The 18,393-nt window shown below is 42.8% G+C and carries 16 protein-coding genes; 10 read left to right on the forward strand and 6 right to left on the reverse strand.

Annotation, left to right across the window (positions count from 1 at the left end):
* Nucleotides 1-78: 78 nt before the first annotated feature.
* Nucleotides 79-753 carry an outer membrane beta-barrel protein gene (locus ACMH5P_RS09515; RefSeq protein ID WP_459494134.1) on the forward strand — a complete coding sequence of 225 codons (675 nt, stop codon included), beginning with the start codon at nucleotides 79-81 and terminating at the stop codon, nucleotides 751-753.
* On the opposite strand, the gene ACMH5P_RS09520 is transcribed toward ACMH5P_RS09515, so the two are convergent.
* Together ACMH5P_RS09520 and ACMH5P_RS09525 are read right to left on the reverse strand one after the other, a co-directional pair.
* Nucleotides 754-2,094, reverse strand: a complete 1,341-nt coding sequence (locus tag ACMH5P_RS09520) for a dihydroorotase (protein ID WP_459494135.1) — start codon at nucleotides 2,092-2,094, stop codon at nucleotides 754-756.
* 1 nt (nucleotide 2,095) lies between these two features.
* Complete coding sequence (locus tag ACMH5P_RS09525) at nucleotides 2,096-4,054, reverse strand: OmpA family protein (protein ID WP_459494136.1); 1,959 nt, start codon at nucleotides 4,052-4,054, stop codon at nucleotides 2,096-2,098.
* Nucleotides 4,055-4,225: 171 nt separating this feature from the next.
* On the opposite strand from ACMH5P_RS09525, the gene ACMH5P_RS09530 reads away from it, so the two are divergent.
* Complete coding sequence (locus ACMH5P_RS09530) at nucleotides 4,226-5,707, forward strand: pseudouridine synthase (RefSeq protein WP_459494137.1); 1,482 nt, start codon at nucleotides 4,226-4,228, stop codon at nucleotides 5,705-5,707.
* A 56-nt stretch (nucleotides 5,708-5,763) separates the two neighbouring features.
* Here ACMH5P_RS09530 and ACMH5P_RS09535 read toward each other — a convergent pair whose 3' ends face one another.
* Entirely contained in the window at nucleotides 5,764-6,690 is a 927-nt protein-coding gene (locus ACMH5P_RS09535; RefSeq protein WP_459494138.1) for an AraC family transcriptional regulator, read from the reverse strand.
* Nucleotides 6,691-7,012: 322 nt separating this feature from the next.
* Between ACMH5P_RS09535 and ACMH5P_RS09540 the strand changes: the two genes are divergently transcribed.
* The 8 genes from ACMH5P_RS09540 to ACMH5P_RS09575 all read left to right on the forward strand — a co-directional run bounded on the left by ACMH5P_RS09540 (nucleotide 7,013) and on the right by ACMH5P_RS09575 (nucleotide 13,566).
* Nucleotides 7,013-8,038 (forward strand): rod shape-determining protein, encoded by a 1,026-nt coding sequence (locus tag ACMH5P_RS09540; RefSeq protein ID WP_315574959.1) that lies wholly within the window; start codon nucleotides 7,013-7,015, stop codon nucleotides 8,036-8,038.
* Nucleotides 8,039-8,058: 20 nt separating this feature from the next.
* Nucleotides 8,059-8,898, forward strand: a complete 840-nt coding sequence (gene mreC, locus ACMH5P_RS09545) for a rod shape-determining protein MreC (protein WP_459494139.1) — start codon at nucleotides 8,059-8,061, stop codon at nucleotides 8,896-8,898.
* A gap of 3 nt (nucleotides 8,899-8,901) precedes the next feature.
* Entirely contained in the window at nucleotides 8,902-9,411 is a 510-nt protein-coding gene (locus tag ACMH5P_RS09550; protein ID WP_459494140.1) for a hypothetical protein, read from the forward strand.
* Nucleotides 9,412-9,503: 92 nt separating this feature from the next.
* The gene (locus ACMH5P_RS09555) at nucleotides 9,504-10,088 is read left to right on the forward strand and encodes a sigma-70 family RNA polymerase sigma factor (RefSeq protein ID WP_459494141.1); all 585 of its coding nucleotides are present in this window, start codon (nucleotides 9,504-9,506) and stop codon (nucleotides 10,086-10,088) included.
* A gap of 80 nt (nucleotides 10,089-10,168) precedes the next feature.
* Nucleotides 10,169-10,441: a phosphohydrolase gene (locus ACMH5P_RS09560; RefSeq protein WP_459494142.1), complete on the forward strand. Its 273-nt coding sequence runs from the start codon at nucleotides 10,169-10,171 to the stop codon at nucleotides 10,439-10,441.
* A gap of 19 nt (nucleotides 10,442-10,460) precedes the next feature.
* On the forward strand, nucleotides 10,461-11,027 hold the full coding sequence (gmk, locus tag ACMH5P_RS09565) for a guanylate kinase (protein WP_459494143.1): 567 nt from the start codon (nucleotides 10,461-10,463) through the stop codon (nucleotides 11,025-11,027).
* Nucleotides 11,028-11,029: 2 nt separating this feature from the next.
* Nucleotides 11,030-11,602, forward strand: coding sequence for a nicotinate (nicotinamide) nucleotide adenylyltransferase (gene nadD, locus ACMH5P_RS09570; protein WP_459494144.1), 573 nt, complete (start codon nucleotides 11,030-11,032; stop codon nucleotides 11,600-11,602).
* Nucleotides 11,603-11,670: 68 nt separating this feature from the next.
* On the forward strand, nucleotides 11,671-13,566 hold the full coding sequence (locus ACMH5P_RS09575; protein ID WP_459494145.1) for a ComEC/Rec2 family competence protein: 1,896 nt from the start codon (nucleotides 11,671-11,673) through the stop codon (nucleotides 13,564-13,566).
* A 32-nt stretch (nucleotides 13,567-13,598) separates the two neighbouring features.
* Here the strand turns inward: ACMH5P_RS09575 and typA are convergent, their stop codons facing one another.
* The 3 genes from typA to ACMH5P_RS09590 all read right to left on the reverse strand — a co-directional run bounded on the left by typA (nucleotide 13,599) and on the right by ACMH5P_RS09590 (nucleotide 18,392).
* Nucleotides 13,599-15,407 (reverse strand): translational GTPase TypA, encoded by a 1,809-nt coding sequence (typA, locus tag ACMH5P_RS09580; protein ID WP_459494146.1) that lies wholly within the window; start codon nucleotides 15,405-15,407, stop codon nucleotides 13,599-13,601.
* Nucleotides 15,408-15,522: 115 nt separating this feature from the next.
* Nucleotides 15,523-17,481: a 1-deoxy-D-xylulose-5-phosphate synthase gene (gene dxs / locus ACMH5P_RS09585; RefSeq protein WP_459494147.1), complete on the reverse strand. Its 1,959-nt coding sequence runs from the start codon at nucleotides 17,479-17,481 to the stop codon at nucleotides 15,523-15,525.
* Between the two features lie 56 nt (nucleotides 17,482-17,537).
* Entirely contained in the window at nucleotides 17,538-18,392 is an 855-nt protein-coding gene (locus tag ACMH5P_RS09590) for a rhomboid family intramembrane serine protease (protein ID WP_459494148.1), read from the reverse strand.
* Between the last annotated feature and the right edge of the window lies 1 nt (nucleotide 18,393).

Below are 18,393 nucleotides of genomic sequence, written 5' to 3' on the forward strand. Positions count from 1 at the left end.
TCGCTTCAGTTCAATAAAATTTGTTGGTGTTTCCACAAATATGGGTTAAAATTGCTGATTATTTCAAAGAATACCCTTATGGTCAAGCACTTTGTTCTCGCTTTTTTGTGTTTATGTGTAGGCACTTCCTCGGCTTTTGCTCAAAAAAGTCGTACCAAAAAGATTTTTCATTTTGAAGCTAAATCGGTTCGGTTTACAGGGGATGGGGTTACCGGAGAAACTTATTTTTTTAAACCGGCATTTGAAGCAGGATTCGGTATTCAATATCCGCTTACTTCGCGCGTTAGCTTTAATCCCGAGTTGACACTTTCTCAAAAGGGCTTTCATGGAAAAACGAGTTTTTCGGATTCAACTTATACCGAAAGAAATTTCTCTCTGAACTATCTGGATGTCAGTCCAAATTTTGAAATTAAGTTAGGCTCCGTGTCCGAATATGCCAGCGGTTTCTCGATTTGGGGTGGGCCCTATTTGGGTATTGGCTTGTGGGACAATGCCAGCTATGATATTCGTTCAGAAAATCCGGCCAAGCGAGGAACTTATGTGTTGACTTCTACTACCGGAGAGAGTTTTTCGCGCGATATTCGTCGGATGGATTTAGGATTCAAAGTTGGAATTGGCATCGTGTCTCAAAACTTTGTATCCTTGGGACTAACATATCAATCGGGTCTAATGAATATTGCTACGGACACCAAGTCCTTGTACAATCAATCCCTAGGATTTTACATGCGTGTATTCTTTGATGATATTCTATAATTAGCGATTGAATAACAAACGCTCTCCTTTTTTAGAAAAATCAAATTCGCCGTTTGCATAGGCCAAATGTCCTGAGACAAAGGTATGCGTAATACTTGCTGGGAATTCATGCCCTTCTAATGGAGACCATGCGCATTGGTATTGTAGGGAATCTTTCGTGACCATTTGTTTTTGGCTTACATCCACGATCGCTAAATCTGCCCAATACCCTTCACGGATGTAACCGCGATCCTCTATTTGAAAACACTCAGCGACATGATGCGCCGTTTTTTCAGCGATTTGCGTGAGGCTTAGTACACCTTCTTGACTCATTTCCAAGAGCATCAACAGCGGGTGCTGTACCAAAGGTAATCCCGATGGGGACTTCCAATACCCTTGCTGTTTTTCTTCCCACGTATGAGGAGCGTGATCCGTCGCGATGATATCAATTGCGCCGGTCTGTAATGCTTGTCGAATGGCTGCGCGATGTCTAGCATCTTTGATAGCAGGGTTGCATTTAATTTGGTTCCCCAATGTCTCATAGCTTGATGCCTCAAACCATAAATGATGCACGCATGCTTCCGCTGTGATGCGCTTATCCTTTACCGCTTTGCCCGTTTCAAACAAGGCCAATTCCTCCTCTGTGCTGATGTGCAAAATGTGTAATCGCGTATTTGATTTTTTAGCTAGTTCTACAGCCATTGAAGAAGAGAGGTAGCAAGCTTCCTCATTTCGAATCAACGGATGAATAAATGCAGGGGCATCTTCCGTTGGATATTTTTCGCGGAACAATTCCAGTCGGGCTCTAACAGTTGCCTCATCTTCACAATGCGTGGCAATCAGCAATTCGCTGGAGCTAAATAGGGTTTCCAGTGTTTTGGTGTTATCCACCAACATGTTCCCGGTACTAGATCCCATGAAAATTTTAATTCCGCAAACATTTCGTTTGTTGGTCTTTAAAACCTCTTCTAAATTATCATTGGCCGCACCCATGAAAAAAGAATAATTTGCTAGGGAGCTTTCGTGGGCAATGTGATATTTGTCGGCAAGTAATTCCTGCGTCAAGGCATTGGGAACGGTATTGGGCATTTCCATAAATGAAGTTACCCCTCCGGCTACAGCCGCGCGCGCCTCACTAGCGATCGTTGCTTTGTGGGTTAAGCCTGGCTCCCGAAAATGTACTTGGTCATCAATCATTCCCGGGAAAATATGCTTTCCTTGTAGGTCAATCACCTGCTCATTTCCTTCGGGATTTATACTTGGAGCTATTTTTTCGATTCGTCCGTTATTAATCCGAAGATCATTCGAACGAATCGTTCCTTCATTCACAATCTGCCCATTTTTCAATAAATAGCTCCCCATATTAATCTTGCTTAATTTGAATTATTTTAAACTCGGTCCGACGGTTTTGTTGGTGCATTTCCTCCGGACAATCTACGCCGTCAGCACATTCATTTATTAATTGACTCTCCCCATACCCTTTCGGCTTAATTCGATCTTTCGAAATTCCTCGTTGCAGGATGTATTTCACAGCCGATTCGGCCCGACGTTGTGAAAGTTTTTGATTGTAAATAGCTGTTGCTCTTGAATCCGTGTGTGCGCCGAGTTCAAGATTTACTTGAGGATTATCCTGAAGGAAATTGACAATTTTATCCAATTCAGTTGCAGCATCTGACCGAATGTCTGATTTGTCTAAATCGTAGTAGATTGAGTTCAACTGGTAGAATTGACTGATTTCTTTCCCTATTTCGGGTTGATCCATCACAATTTTAACTTGGAATGTCGTATCCGTAACGGCCTTTTTTAGCAGCGCTTGCGGAATCTCGCGCCCTTCCATCGAGAAGCTTGAGCGAGCCGAAATAAATCCGTCTTTTTCGAATTTGAAAAAGATTTCATCTCCCGGGTTTAAGCTAATTGTTTCAATGCGACCGTTTTTGTCACTTGTTTGTGCCTCGCTTGTTTCATTATTCCGACGAACATTTATTTGAACGTTAGAAATCGCTTTCCCATCTGGCTGTACAACTTGAACGCCTAATGCGTAGTTCACAGATTTGAGCGGTTCTGCTGATTTTGTGCTCGTAGTATCATCCGTCCACCAATGTTCATCTTGGCCTGCTGATTTAAAATAGTATATATCGTCATCACCCTGGCCACCTGGACGGTTCGAACTGATGTACCCGGAAAGTGGGTCAGACATGTGCAAGGCAAAATCATCGCCGATGGAGTTCATCGGGTTACCTAGGTGTTCAACAACAATTTCGTTTTCATTCCGACTTGCCACATATAAATCAAGTCCTCCAATGCTTGGATGTCCATCCGAAGAAAAATATAATTTGCCATTTTCACTGACATATGGGAAAATTTCATCGCCAGGTGTATTGATAACAGACCCTAGATTGATCGGTCTTCCAAATCGTCCCGAATTGTCTATGGGTACGCGATATAAATCGAGACCCCCTTTGCCTCCCCGACGATTTGAGCTGAAATACAAGGTTCGGTCATCTGCGGAAAAACAGGGACTTCCATCCCATGCTAACGAATCAGATATGGCTAACAATGCTGGCTCCGACCATGTATTTCCATTTTTCTTGGAGATGTAGAGATCCACATCTGGGGAAGGGTCCTTGATTTTTCCGGTGTTGCCGCGCGCGAAAACGAGTGTGTTTCCATCATGTGAAATAGCTGGGGTACCGTCATTGGCATTTTCTTGATAAAGCTGTTGGCTGAAAAGTTTTGGGGTACTAATTTCATTTTCTTTCAGCAGCGGAGCACTGTAGAGTCCCAAATAGGGCAGTCCATTATTTTTATAGATAAGCGGCTTACTCGAACTTGTAAAGAGTAATTCATTGCCAATTTTCTGTGCGGCGAATTCCGTTTTGGAGGTGTTTCCCATCAACGGGAATAGGGCTACGGAACTTTTGCTTTTCAGTAAGTCGGGAATTTTATCTAGGTTTTCAAGCTCGATTTCGGCTTTTATTTGATAGAAGCGGTTCGGTTTGCTTTGTAAGAACTTATTCAACAGTGTTTTGCAAAGCTCATAGTTTCCCATTGACTTGGCAGATAAGGCCATGTGGTAATTGATCAAGGGGTCTTCAATGCCAATTTGGCTTGCTTTTTGATAATATGGAAGAGCCTGACCAATTCGATTGGAAAGACGATAAGATTCGGCTACCCAGTAGGCACTTTTGTCGCCGGGCGTATTTTTGTCGGCCTGCGGTTTCAATAATTGGATGACCAATTCGTATTCCCCGCGTTCAAAGTACTTGAGACTTTTTTTGCTGAGTTGGCGTTCTGGATTACAGCCAAGAATTGCGAATAACACGATAAAAAGAGTAGAAAACAGGTTGATATGTGTCGGTTTCACGGGCATGGTCTTGAAAGAACTTTCAAATGTAATAAGCTATGCTCGGTTTTTTGATGTACCTTTGCATAAATTATCTATCAGTCAAGGAAATAAATCCTTGTCAAATCCAGCAGTGATGTTGCATATTTTATGAGAAAAAGAATTCAGAAAGACGACAATCGTCATTCGGACGCTCCGCGTAACTCAGCAGGAGGCCGTTCCACAGCAAGAAATTTTAGTGATCGTTCTTCAGGCCCTAAACGTGAGTTTTCGGGAGATCGTCCTTACACCCCTCGTGCACCGCGTGAAGGTGGAGAGCGTCGCCCGTACAATCGGGAAGATTCAGGAGATCGTACTTATACGCCTCGTGCCCCGCGTGAAGGTGGAGAACGCCGTCCATACAATCGGGAAGGTTCGGGAGATCGTCCTTACACACCTCGTGCCCCGCGTGAAGGTGGAGAGCGTCGCCCGTACAATCGGGAAGGTTCAGGAGATCGTCCTTATACACCTCGTGCACCGCGTGAAGGTGGGGAGCGTCGTCCATACAATCGGGAAGGTTCAAGAGATCGTCCTTATACACCTCGTGCCCCGCGTGATGGTGGAGAGCGCCGGTCATTTACACCCCGTGAGTCATTCGATGGTGAAGTGAACAAAGCTCCATTTAGGCGTACAGGAGGTGATTTTACGCCTCGTCCTCCTCGGGAAGAATCACCGCGCAATTTTGAGCCTCGTGAGGAACGTAAGTTTACACCACGGGAAGATGATCGTGGCCGCCCAGCAAAGTTCTCCAAGCGGGATACCTTTAAAAGTCGGAATCGTCATGATCAAGCGCCTGCATTTACGCCGCAATATAAATTAGACCGGTATAAAGAGAATGCTCCTGCGAAGATTCAAAAGAAAATTGCGCAGACAGAACGTAGGGGTGATGAGGTTCGCTTGAATCGTTTTATCGCGAATGCGGGAATTTGTTCGCGTCGTGATGCGGATAAGTTGATCGAAGCAGGAGAAATAAAAGTAAACAATAAGGTAGTCACTGAAATGGGTTATCAAGTTGGGCCAACGGATGTCGTGAAATATGGCAATAGACGCTTGAATCGCGAGAAACCTGCTTATGTCCTTTTGAATAAGCCCAAAGACTTTTTAACAACTACGGAAGACCCTAATGATCGTAAGACCGTGATGGAGTTGGTGAAGAATGCGGGTGATGTCCGTATTTATCCCGTGGGTCGACTAGATCGTAATACGACTGGATTACTCCTGCTTACAAACGATGGCGAGCTAGCGGATAAATTGACACACCCTTCGAATGAGGTTGAGAAAATTTACCAAGCTGAATTGAATAAGCCATTGACCGACGAGGATTTTGAGAAGATTCAAGCCGGTTTACAATTGGAAGATGGGGAAATCAAAGTAGATGACTTGGCCAAGGTTACGCCCGATGGTTATGTTATCGGGGTGAAGATTCACTCAGGTAAGAACCGTATTGTTCGTCGTATATTCGAACATTTAGGTTATGAGGTAACCAAATTGGATCGGACAACCTTTGCCGGTTTGACGAAGAAAGATTTGCCTCGTGGCAGTTGGAGATATTTGACCGAGCGAGAATTGGTCAAATTGAAATACTTGTTATAATGACAAAAGAAAAGGCCCGATTCGCATCGGGCCTTTTTTATGATTGGAGGAATTTCTTAGATATTCATCAAGGATTCCCGACGTCTCATTTTACCTGCTGGAATACCGAACATCATTTTAAAACGGCGGCAGAAATAAGCCGTGTCTTTGTAGCCAACCTCAGAACCAATTGCCCGAATGGATTTCTTGGTGGTACGAAGTAAGCCTACTGCAGCTTCCATACGTTGGTATTCAATGTAATCCTGTGGGTTGATACCCGTCAACATTTTGAAATATTGACCTACATAATCTTCAGATACGTTGGCGACATTGGCTAATACCTTGTTCGATAAATCGCCACCGATATGATCTTTGATGTAGGCAAAAATATCGATCAAACGAGGATCTTTGAAGTAGGTGGAGTTCGTGGCTAATTGTTCTACGAACAAACGGTTTTGAATGATGTAGCGAATAACCTCGATAACAATTTCTTCCGTCTTGATTTTAATAATACGACCTTTCCCAATTTCGTCAGACATGTCCTCCAACAAAATTTCTTTGATGGTTTGGGCTAGCTTGTCATCCTTTTTGATTAAGAAAGGAGGGATGTCTAAAGAGGTAAAGAAGTTGACAGAATCAAACACTTTCGCCTCAAAAGCTACCATTCCGAACGAATTCTCATGCGTTCCAACATTTTGCGGATCCATGTTCAAATCAAAGTACAATTCACGATGCGTCATGAACTCTTCATTGTTGACCGCCTTAGGTTTTTCAGCGTTACCGTATGTTACGCTCACCATTTTCCCGCCAGGGATGAAAAGCATGTCGCCTTCTTCCACGGGAGTGTCTTCTTCGCCAAAAGAAACTTCGCCTTTGTACAAAATCAAGAGTGAATTTTCTACGTCGTAGTAATTCTTGATTCGTATAGGTTGTAATATTCTTATGTTGCGTGCTTTGATGAATTTCACCCCGAGGGACTCAATGATCTTGTTGTAATCTTCCATTTTGTTGCTGATTATTCACCGACAAACACGGTTTCGTCTAATTAATTTGGACAAAACTAATAAATCAGATAATAATTCCAAATTATTTTTAATTAATTTTTGCCCCTTAGGTAAAATAATTTAATGCACCTTAATTGTAATATACCTATAATTCTCGCTGGCGGGGTGTGTTGGGATTATTTTTCTGTGCTATCGTGTTTTTTATAATTATTTTTAGGGGAATCAGAAATTTGATATAAAATAAATAATTAGGTCATTTTTTATCTGTAAATTTGTTACTTAAAGCATTAAGAGCTTTTTATTTTCCCCAATTAGAAACACCATGGGACTATTTAATTTCCTTACCAAGGACATCGCAATTGATTTGGGTACAGCGAACACCCTGATTATTCATAAAAATCAGGTTGTAGTTGATGAACCATCGATTATCGCCTTAGATCGTAATACGAACAAGGTTTTAGCAGTGGGTCGTCAGGCGATGATGATGCACGAAAAAACAAACGATAATATCAAAACGATTCGACCGTTGAAGGACGGTGTGATTGCCGACTTTACAGCAGCGGAGTTGATGCTTCGTGGCTTGATTAAGATGTTGGATCGTGGAAATTCATTTTTCTCGCCTGCCTTGCGCATGGTTATTTGTATCCCATCGGGTATTACGGAGGTGGAAAAACGTGCGGTAAAGGATTCGGCGGAACATGCCGGAGCTCGTGAGGTATATATGGTACATGAACCGATAGCAGCTGCGATTGGTATTGGTATTGACATCGAACAGCCGAATGGTTCGTTGGTTGTGGATATTGGTGGAGGAACCACCGAGGTAGCGATCATTTCCTTAAGTGGCATTGTGGTTGAAAATTCGATTCGTGTCGCAGGGGATGAGTTCACACGTGATATTAAGGATTACTTATTACGCGAGCACAAATTAGTGATTGGTGAGCGTTCTGCTGAACAAATTAAGATTCAAGTGGGTGCGGCATTACCTGAATTAGAGAATCCGCCAGCGGATTTTGAAATTCGTGGCCGTGATCAAATGACGGGAATTCCGAAAGAAATTCTTATTAATTACTCAGAAATTGCTTACGCGTTGGATAGCTCAATCACCAAAATTGAGGTGGCGATTATGGAGACCTTGCAGCGTGCTCCCGCGGAACTTTCCGGTGATATTTTCCACAATGGTATTCATTTAGCTGGAGGGGGTGCCATGTTACATGGATTGGATAAGCGTATTGAAAAGAAGACGCAATTGAAAGTTCACGTTGCCGACGATCCTTTAAAGGCTGTTGTTCGAGGAACAGGCGAGATTTTGAAAAATCTTGAGAAATACAAACCTGTATTAATTACCTAGGCCCCATCAACGACTAGCAGATGTTTCAATTGTTCCAATTTATAGCGCGTCAAAAGGTGATCCTTTTGTTATTGTTGCTTGAGTTGGTTAACGTATGGTCAGTTTTTAAATACAATTCCTACCAGCATACGGTTTATTTCAACACGACTAATCAGTGGGCCGCATCTATTTTGGCTACCACACGTGAGGTGAAATCCTATCATCAATTGCGGATTGTAAATGAGACGTTGGCCAAAGAAAATGCTCAGCTACGCTCTGAGTTATTTCGTTTAAAAAGTCAGCAGCAGCCTGAATCCAAATTTCCTTATTTCGTAAGTGATGCGATGATGAACCGTTATCAAGCAGTTGCATCTCGCGTGATCGATCAGTCCACCCAGATGTCACAGAATTTTTTGACCATCGATAAGGGGAGATTGGATGGAATCCAACCTGGAATGGCTGTTATTTCCTCCGCGGGTATTGTTGGGAAGGTAATGTCATGTACAGATAACCTTTCCTTAGTGGTATCCGTATTGCATACAAGCAACTCGGTTTCTGCGAAATTGAAGCGAAGCGGGGAATTAGGATATATCAAATGGGCCGGTTTTCAAAGTGAGGTAGCGGACTTAATGGATGTGTCCAAATATAAGAAGGTTGTTAAGGGTGACACTGTTGTTACCTCCGATTACAATGCGGTTTTTCCGCCTAATATTCCGATTGGTATTGTTGCCAAAGTGGGTGTTGAAAAAGATGACACCTTTCATGATATCAAGGTCATGTTATTTACGCAGTTTTCGACGCTGAAATATGTATATGTGATTAAAAACCGTTTGGCCAATCAGCAAGAAAGTTTAGAAGCTTCAAAACCTAAAATTGAGTAAGCAATGACAGTTTCATTCAATTATAAGTGGTTTTTTTCTGTCCTGCTTTCCCTTGCGATTCAGGTCATGTTTTTACGCGACATTGCCATTGCCAATGTGGCTTTTTGTTTCATTTATACGTGGTTTCTTGTCAAGGCCCCGATGAAGGTAAATCCTTTGATCTTTTTATTGGGAGCCATGGGCGTTGGTTGGCTCATTGATACCTTTTACAATACACATGGCATGCATGCCTTTGCCTGTGTTTTGGTTGCGTGGTTACGTCCCTTGTTTTTCCGAATTTTAACGCCTGCCAATGGCTATGATGAACGATCAAGCATTTCGCTACACGAGATGAAGTGGCTTTGGTTTTTCTCTTACGTTGCGCTCATGCTTCTGAGTCATCACCTAATCCTTTTCATTTTAGAGGCTGGCGATGTATCTTTGTTGGGCATGAGTCTATTAAAATCATTGTCCTCTACGATGCTTGGGGTAGCCGTTTTCGGGATACTCGAATTTTTCAATCGTCCACAGTAGGTCTTTTTGGCAGACTTTTTCAATTCTTTTCTTTGGTCTTGAAATTGCAAGCAATGGCATGTACATAAATTTTATGTACTTAATGCCTACCCATGGAAACACCCACCGCAACAATAGCCATGTCAGAGCCTGAGGCTCGTGCGCTATTTGAAAAGGAATTTATGCCGCATTTGGATGCGATGTACAACTTCGCCTTTCGCTTAACGAATGACGAGGATGATGCACAAGATTTGGTCCAAGATACCTGCATGAAGGCTTTTCGATTTATTTCCTCCTTTGAACCCGGGACCTATGCCAAGGCGTGGTTATTCCGAATTCTGAAGAATAACTTCATTAATGATTATCGGAAAAAATCGCGCGGACCTTCTAAAGTTGAGTTTGAGTGGGTGGAGCAGTCTTTTTCTGGTGATGAGGATCAAGAGCCCGCAAGCCATGCCGACCTTCATGCGGAAACGGTGAATGAAATGCTTGGGGATGAAATTACTGCTGCGATTCAAGCTTTGCCTGTCGATTTTCGAATGATTATTATTTTGTGCGATTTGGAGGAGTTCAGTTATGAGGAAATGGCTCGTATTCTAAATATCCCCATCGGGACGGTACGATCACGTCTACATCGAGCTCGTGCTATATTAAAGGAGAACCTTGCGAATTATGCAAAAAGTAAAGGTTATCACTGACAATCTGTCATTGGCTAAAAATGAACCTTTTTGATTCTCCTAGTTGTTACTAAATCAGTGCTTGACAAGCCTGCCCTAAAATGAAAAAGACCTGTACCCATCATTCGGATTGTTTAACGTTAATTCAGCGTATTCTAGATCGCGAGGCTACGCCCGAGGAAGAAGCGGATTTTTTGGCAAATAAAGATCAATGTATCCCATGTCAGGAAGGTTACGAGCTTGAGCAATCCATGCGAAAGGCCATCAAATCAAACTGTACGAGCAAGTGTCCCCAGGATTTATTTGCACGTATCAAATCAAAACTTTTTGTCGTTTTAATCCTTATTTCCATTCTTATTCCGTTATTTTGCTAGCTAATTAAATCCGTAACAATTGGAAGGCAAACTCATTATTTTTTCAGCTCCATCTGGATCAGGTAAGACCACCATCGTTAAGCAACTCTTGGAGAACAATGCTAATTTAGGCTTTTCCATCTCTGCCTGCACACGTGATAAACGTGGCCGGTCCGAAGCGAATGGGCAAGATTATTATTTCATGACGCCCGATGAGTTTCGGCAGAAAATTGAGGAAGATGCTTTTGTGGAATGGGAAGAAGTTTATCCCGGCGCCTATTATGGAACCTTGAAATCCGAAATTGAACGTATTTGGGCTTCTGGGAAACATGTGATTTTTGACGTAGATGTAAAGGGCGGTTTAGCCCTAAAAAATTATTACAAAGAGCGCGCTTTGTCTGTTTTTGTCAAAGTTCCTACCTTGGAAGTGCTCGAGGATCGTCTTCGTGCTCGGGGAACAGAAACCGAAGAATCCCTTTCGAAGCGTATCTTTAAAATGAAGTTTGAGTGGTCATTTCAAGACAAGTTTGACGTCATTTTAGTCAATGACAAATTGGAAGATGCCGTTCAAGAAGCGCAAGAATTATTTGATTCATTCACCCAATAGTCATGAAAATAGGCCTGTTTTTTGGATCATTTAATCCCATTCATCATGGCCACCTGATTATTGCGCAAGCCGTTCTTAATCAAACCGATGTCGATCAAATCTGGTTTGTTGTCTCGCCGCAAAACCCCCATAAAAAGAGTAAAACACTTCTGCATGAATTCGACCGACTCGATTTAGTCGAAAGAGCTATCTCGGATAACTATCATTTCAAAAGCTCCGATATCGAATTTCATCTCTCGAAGCCGTCCTATACAATAAATACCCTCACACACCTTTCGGAGAAATTCCCAGACGATACGTTTAAACTTATTTTAGGCGGCGACAACTTGGAACAATTCAAAAGTTGGAAGAATTACGATAAGATTCTTGATTATTTTGGACTCTATGTTTATCCCCGTGGAGGACAAGATTCAAGCGATTTATGGCAGCATCCGCAAGTTACACGTATTGAAGCGCCCTTATTACAAATTTCGGCGACCTATATTCGTCAATGTATTCAGCAAGGGCAGTCCATAAAATATCTAGTTCCTGATAGCGTAGAAGCCTTAATCCAAGCAAAAAAATTCTACATTTAGGCCTTTTCGCCTAGATCGTGTTTTCCTTTTTTAGCCCTTTCCCTTTTCTGAGAATTTTAATCCTTTGGGTGCTCGGTATTCTGATTCATCAGCATGTAAGCTTTATTCTATTCGTCCCTTTTTTACTTTTGGAATGGAGATGGCGGTCGGTGGTTCATTGTTTGCTCGTTGGGCTGTCCTTCGTTCGTACGGCCCAACAGACTCCTTCCCAAAGTCCTGCTAACATTGTACACGATGCCTTTGTCGTACTTATCAATCAAACTCCCATTCAAGGCCCTCGCTCACATCGGACGATTGTGGATGTCGTAGCGATACGAACCGGAGATGGCTGGTTACCCTGTCGGACCCAATCCATGCTTTTTGTTCCTCTTGATGGCCCTGCTTTGCGTCCTGGTCAGCGCTTCCTTGTGTTCGATCAATTGCAAGCGATACGGCCACCCGTTTTACCCGAGGCTTTTGACTGGCCTTCCTATTATGCTTCTCAGGGAATATTTTATTCTAATTTTATTCGTCGGGATAAGCTCATACTCATGCAAGATACGCATGAATCGGAGTCGTTTATTGTCGTTTTACGTAAGCAAGCTACAAGATATTTACATGAGGCCTTACCTGCAGGGGTTCACCGACAAGTTGCGGATGCCATGTTTTTAGGCATCGGGAATGGTTTAGATTTCGAAACCCGACAATCCTATGCCTCTTTGGGAGCTATTCATATCCTATCGGTTTCCGGCATGCACATTGGTCTGTTGTATCTTGGACTCCAATTCTTACTCGGATTTATTCGAAGGTATCGACCCTGGGGTGGAGGAGTATTTTTCGCCCTCATGCTAATCATTCTTTGGTCTTATGCCGCGATGACGGGATTTTCGGCTCCTGTCCTTCGCTCGGCTTGGATGTTTTCTGTGATGCTTTTTGGGCAGGTTTTCCGACTACGCTTAAACCCGTTGAATAGTTGGGCTTTCGCCTGTTTCGTACTCATACTAGTTCAGCCTAGTGAGCTCTTTCAATTGGGATTTCAGTTATCCTTTACCGCTGTCCTGGGCCTTATTTTGTTCCAAAAGCGTCTCCTGGCATTGTGGATATCTCGGTTTTGGCTTTTCAGGCAAATTTGGGAATTGACCTGTGTGGCCATTAGTGCACAGATTTTATCTGCCCCATTAATCATTCATTACTTTCATCAATTTCCGAATCCCTTTTATTTCTTCTTGTTGAACCCTATCCTAGTGCTGTTATCTAGCATCACGCTCAGTCTCGGTTTTTTGTACCTCATCTTAGCTCCTACGGGGATTGTGGCTTTTTTAGGCAGTATGCTATTAGGTAGTTTTGAGCTACTACATGGCGTCATGTTTACAACGACCCATTCCTTGATAACCGTCATCCCATTTCTTCGAATGAGGATTCATGAACTTGCGATCATTTATATATGCCTGGGATTATTTGGGTACTGGTGGAACTATCGATCTGTTCCCTTTTTATATGGCGTATTTGTATTAACTGGCCTAATGTTCATTTACCGATTTCAGGAATCTTTACAGCGGGATGCTTATCTCACTATGATGGAAGGAGAGCCGATTTTTCTGTCTGTCGATGGCTTTATTGGGCGCTATGATGGACAGGCAAATCCTGCCTGGTTGCAGGCGAATGTATCAGGATGGTGGGCGGCACAGCAAGTGGTAGATTCATCCAGGCATGCTTGGCCAAAGGGGAGTTTTAGTTGGCATTACCACGGTAACGAATTTGTTTATTTAACTAAACCAAGCATAAATAAAACGCATACGCCGAAATCTCATTTGATTCTATCCACTACCATTGATTTAAGAGATCCTCGCTTTCTAAAATCTTGGCAGCGCTCCACTTGGTATTTTATTCGAAAGCCTTCCGATTATCGGCTGAACAAGTTGAAGGAGTATTGGCCAAAGAAAGTGGTTTATTTGTCCCAACAACCTGCTGTGCATTTTCCATAAAAAAAGGCTGCCCTTTTGGACAGCCTTGGATATTAGCTAGGTTTCTTCTCGTTACGCTTACGCTCGTTGGGATCCAAGAAGATCTTTCGCATACGTAGGGATTTTGGAGTGATTTCTAAGTATTCATCCTTTTGGATAAACTCCATACACTCTTCTAATGAGAAGTTTAATTTCGGCGCAATTTTGGTCGCGGAATCAGAACCTGACGCACGCATGTTCGTCAATTGCTTCGAAGCTTGTAAGTTTACCTCGATATCGTTTTGGCGATTGTGCTCACCAACAACCATACCTGTGTAAACCTCCTCACCTGGATCGATGAAGAACACCCCTCTGTCTTGTAATTTATCAATCGCGTAAGGAATCGCAGCACCGGTATTCATCGAAATCAATGAACCATTGATACGTCCTGGGATAGCGCCTTTAAACTCTTCATAGGCAATAAAACGGTGAGCCATAATGGCTTCTCCGAATGTCGCAGTTAATACTTTTGAACGTAATCCAATCAAACCACGTGATGGAATGTTGAACTCCAAGTGTTGCAAGTCACCCTTAGGTTCCATGATCAACAATTCTCCTTTACCCTGCGTCGCTAATTCAATTACCTTACCAGCAACCTCCGCAGGAACGTCTACAACTAATGATTCAATCGGCTCTAAACGCTCACCATTTGGACCTTCTTTGAAGATTACTTGAGGCTGGCCAACTTGTAATTCGTATCCCTCGCGACGCATCGTCTCGATTAATACCGACAAGTGTAGAATACCACGTCCGAATACTAAGAATTTATCTTCACTTTCCGTAGGAACAACTTTCAATGCTAGGTTTTTCTCCGTCTCTTTGAATAAACGATCACGCAAGTGACGAGAAGTTACTAATTTACCTTCTTTACCAAAGAATGGTGAGTTATTAATCGTGAACAACATGTTCATCGTAGGCTCATCGATTGCGATACGCTCCAATGCCTCTGGATTTTCTGCATCAGCGATGGTATCACCAATTTCGAAATCTTCGATACCTGTCACGGCACAAATTTCTCCGCATTCTACTTTTTCTACCTTTACTTTTCCAAGGCCCTCAAACACTTGAAGTTCTTTGATACGCATTTTTTTGGTGGTGCCATCCGACTTGCAAAGGGAGATTTGCATACCTTCTGTCAAGGTACCACGCTCTAAACGTCCGATCGCGATACGACCTACGAATGATGAGTAGTCTAATGAGGTAATTTGCATTTGAGGTGTTCCCTCTTGAACTTTTGAAGCTGGAATATGCTCGATAATCGCATCCAATAATGGGATAATATTATCCGTTGGCTTTTTCCAATCATCACTCATCCAGCCTTGTTTTGAAGAACCATAAACACATGGGAAATCTAATTGATCTTCCGTTGCATCCAAGTTGAACATCAAATCGAATACACTTTCGTGTACCTCGTCTGGACGGCAGTTTTCTTTATCTACCTTATTGACAACGACAATGGGCTTCAAACCTAACGCAATTGCTTTGGATAATACGAAACGAGTTTGTGGCATAGGGCCTTCGAAGGCATCTACCAACAAGATTACTCCGTCAGCCATACGTAGAACGCGTTCTACCTCACCACCAAAGTCGGCGTGACCCGGTGTATCAATAATATTAATTTTTACTCCATTGTAACGAACGGATACGTTTTTAGACACAATCGTAATACCACGTTCACGTTCTAAGTCGTTGTTATCTAGGATCAAATCTCCAAATTCTTGGTTCTCACGGAAGATTTTAGAGGCGTGAATAATTTTGTCCACAAGAGTCGTTTTACCGTGGTCAACGTGGGCAATGATGGCAATGTTACGAATGCTTTGCATAAAAATGTAGGCGTTGAATGAATTAAAATTCTCCTAAGTCGGGGAATTTAAGGTGCAAAGGTAGGGATTATTTCTTTGAAAAGTGCTAATTGATTAAAAATCAATGCAGGTAGAATTATTCTGTTAGGGCCTTTGATGCCTTAACGCTTGCTTTTAAACCGAAATGTTCAGCTATTTTTTGTGCAATTCCCTTGGAATCAATCCCACAGAGTGCGTAAAGCTCACTTTGCTCTCCATGTTCCACAATTTGATCTGGGATTCCTAATCGGATGATTTTGGATTGATATTGATGATCCACCATGAATTCTGCGATAGCAGAACCAAAGCCACCTACGATGGAGGCGTCTTCTACGGTTAGGATTGTGGAATAAGTTTTAAATATTTCGTGTAAAAGTTCTTCGTCCAAAGGTTTAGCAAAACGCATGTCGTAATGTGCAGCATCGATACCTTGCGTAGCTAATTGCTCGGCAGCTTTGATGGCTTCGTTGCCGATATGTCCAATACTAAGGATGGCGATGTCTTTTCCATTTTTTAGTTGGACACCTTTCCCAATTTGGATTTCTTCAAAATTTGTTCTCCACGCGGGCATAACTCCTTGACCTCTTGGGTAGCGAATGCTGATAGCTTCTCCGCGATCTTTGAATGAATCCAAAGAGGCGGTATACATGATATTTCGTAATTCTTGCTCATTGCGCGGAGCTGCCACAATCATATTGGGCACACAACGCATTATTGCGATATCTAAGTTGCCATGGTGCGTCGGTCCATCGGCACCGGCTAAACCCGCACGATCTAGACAGAAAATAACGGGCAGCTTTTGTAAACAGACATCGTGAACGACCTGGTCATATCCACGCTGCATGAAGGAACTGTAGATGTTACAGAAAACGGTCATGCCCTGAGTGGCCAATCCCGCCGAGAAGGTAACGGCATGTTGTTCGGCAATTCCCACATCAAACGCACGATCAGGCATGGCGCGCATCATGATATTCATCGAAGAACCAGAAGGCATCGCTGGGGTAATTCCCATGATTTTCGGGTTCTGTTCGGCTAGTTCAACGAGCGTATGACCAAATACATCTTGGTATTTGGGCGGCTGAGGGTTGTCGTAGGTTTTCTTCTCGATTTCACCGGTCAACTTATCAAACTTACCTGGCGCATGCCAAAGGGTTTGATCTTTTTCGGCTAGTGAATATCCTTTTCCTTTCGTGGTAACGCAGTGTAAAATTTTGGGACCTGGAATATCTTTTAAATCGCGTAACACAGTAGCCAAATATTCCACGTCATGGCCATCAATCGGGCCAAAGTAGCGCAAATTGAAGGATTCGAACAGATTACTTTGCTTCAGCAAAGTCGCCTTCAGTCCGTTTTCGATTTTCGAAACGATTTCCTGAGCAGATTTGCCAAAACTTGACATTTTGCCCAATAGGTTCCACACATCATCTTTTACCTTGTTGTAGGTATGCGATGTCGTAATATCGGTTAGGTATTCTTTTAAAGCCCCAACATTCGGGTCGATCGCCATGCAATTATCATTCAAGATGATAATCATGTTGTTCGGAATGTCGCCGGCATGGTTCATGGCCTCAAAGGCCATCCCCGCGGTCATCGACCCATCCCCAATGACGGCGATATGCTGACGATCAAATTCTTTTTTATACCGGGAGGCGACTGCCATTCCCAAAGCTGCCGAAATTGAGGTAGACGAGTGTCCTACACCAAAGGCATCATATTCACTTTCTGAACGCTTCGGGAATCCACTAATTCCGCCTAATAATCGGTTGGTATGGAAAACGTCTTGTCGGCCCGTTAATATTTTGTGTCCATACGCCTGATGTCCCACATCCCAAACGAGCTGATCGTAGGGGGTGTTGAATACATAGTGTAATGCCACGGTTAATTCGGTTACGCCTAAAGACGCACCAAAGTGTCCTCCGTTGACAGAAACGTGGTCAATGATGTATTGACGCAATTCGTCGCAAACAGCGGGTAGCTGATTGGCTTTCAACTTACGAAGATCGGCGGGTGCCTGAATCTTACTTAGTAAAGGGCCTGCTGGGAATTGAGTTGACACAAATAATTTATTCAAGTGAAAGAAAAACTATACAAAGGTAAAAATGTTTTTGAGCCTTACTCATTTTTTTGACTTGCGGTAAACAATCTTCGCTTCTCTTGTTTGCTTAGGGAGTCATATCCCGACTTCGATATTTTATCTAGAATACGGTTCAGCTCTTCCTCATCGATGTTTTCGGCGGGTTTACGTGGAGTAGTTTCGCGGGTGAATTTGGCATCAATAAAAACACGATCTTTTTTTTGAGGCCATCGCCACGTGAAAGGATGTTCAACTGCATAGGCTAGGTAAAAACCACACAAAGCGCCGCCCAAATGGGCGATGTTTCCTCCTGCATTGACACCCACGGTTTCGAGCAGGGACCAGAGCATGTAAAATCCGGCAATGTATTTGATGCGCACGATTCCGATTAGAAAGAGCTGAACTTCATAATTGGGTCTCAGCGTGGCTGCAGCCATGACGATGGCAAATACGCCAGCGGATGCGCCTAATAAATAAGCATCTCCTTTTTGATTAAAATAAGGGATGAAATGATAAGCCAAGAAAAAAGCAAGGGCTCCACACAAGCCGCCCCAAAAATAGATTTGGACGCTTTTGTTATTCCCAACCACTTCTTGGAGTATTTGGCCAAACCAATACAAAAACATCATATTGAAGGCTAGGTGAAATAGTTCAACATGCACAAAAAAGTAGCTAACTAGGCTCCAAGGGGCTTGTAAAATATGCGAAAATTGGGAAGATAAGGTGAGTGATTCCAACAATGAATCGTAGGCTAACGAATGCCCGGAGAAAATACTAAGTAAGCGAAAAATCATTAGCAAAATGAAGATTCCGCAGTTTATAGCAATGATCTTTACTAAACCTTGTCCAGGCTGTTGTAATACGCGTTGAATATCTTGCCAGAAGCCACGCATA

Source organism: Aquirufa sp. 5-AUSEE-100C1, assembly GCF_054558655.1.

Excerpts from the sequence above, each read along its gene's own strand:
- ACMH5P_RS09560 (WP_459494142.1), top strand. The coding sequence starts at position 10,169 with ATGAAAAAGACCTGTACCCATCATTCGGATTGTTTAACGTTAATTCAG.
- ACMH5P_RS09555 (WP_459494141.1), top strand. The coding sequence starts at position 9,504 with ATGGAAACACCCACCGCAACAATAGCCATGTCAGAGCCTGAGGCTCGT.
- nadD (WP_459494144.1), top strand. The coding sequence starts at position 11,030 with ATGAAAATAGGCCTGTTTTTTGGATCATTTAATCCCATTCATCATGGC.
- mreC (WP_459494139.1), top strand. The coding sequence starts at position 8,059 with ATGTTTCAATTGTTCCAATTTATAGCGCGTCAAAAGGTGATCCTTTTG.
- ACMH5P_RS09530 (WP_459494137.1), top strand. The coding sequence starts at position 4,226 with ATGAGAAAAAGAATTCAGAAAGACGACAATCGTCATTCGGACGCTCCG.
- ACMH5P_RS09520 (WP_459494135.1), bottom strand. The coding sequence starts at position 2,094 with ATGGGGAGCTATTTATTGAAAAATGGGCAGATTGTGAATGAAGGAACG.
- ACMH5P_RS09540 (WP_315574959.1), top strand. The coding sequence starts at position 7,013 with ATGGGACTATTTAATTTCCTTACCAAGGACATCGCAATTGATTTGGGT.
- ACMH5P_RS09515 (WP_459494134.1), top strand. The coding sequence starts at position 79 with ATGGTCAAGCACTTTGTTCTCGCTTTTTTGTGTTTATGTGTAGGCACT.
- ACMH5P_RS09535 (WP_459494138.1), bottom strand. The coding sequence starts at position 6,690 with ATGGAAGATTACAACAAGATCATTGAGTCCCTCGGGGTGAAATTCATC.
- typA (WP_459494146.1), bottom strand. The coding sequence starts at position 15,407 with ATGCAAAGCATTCGTAACATTGCCATCATTGCCCACGTTGACCACGGT.
- ACMH5P_RS09590 (WP_459494148.1), bottom strand. The coding sequence starts at position 18,392 with ATGCGTGGCTTCTGGCAAGATATTCAACGCGTATTACAACAGCCTGGA.
- ACMH5P_RS09550 (WP_459494140.1), top strand. The coding sequence starts at position 8,902 with ATGACAGTTTCATTCAATTATAAGTGGTTTTTTTCTGTCCTGCTTTCC.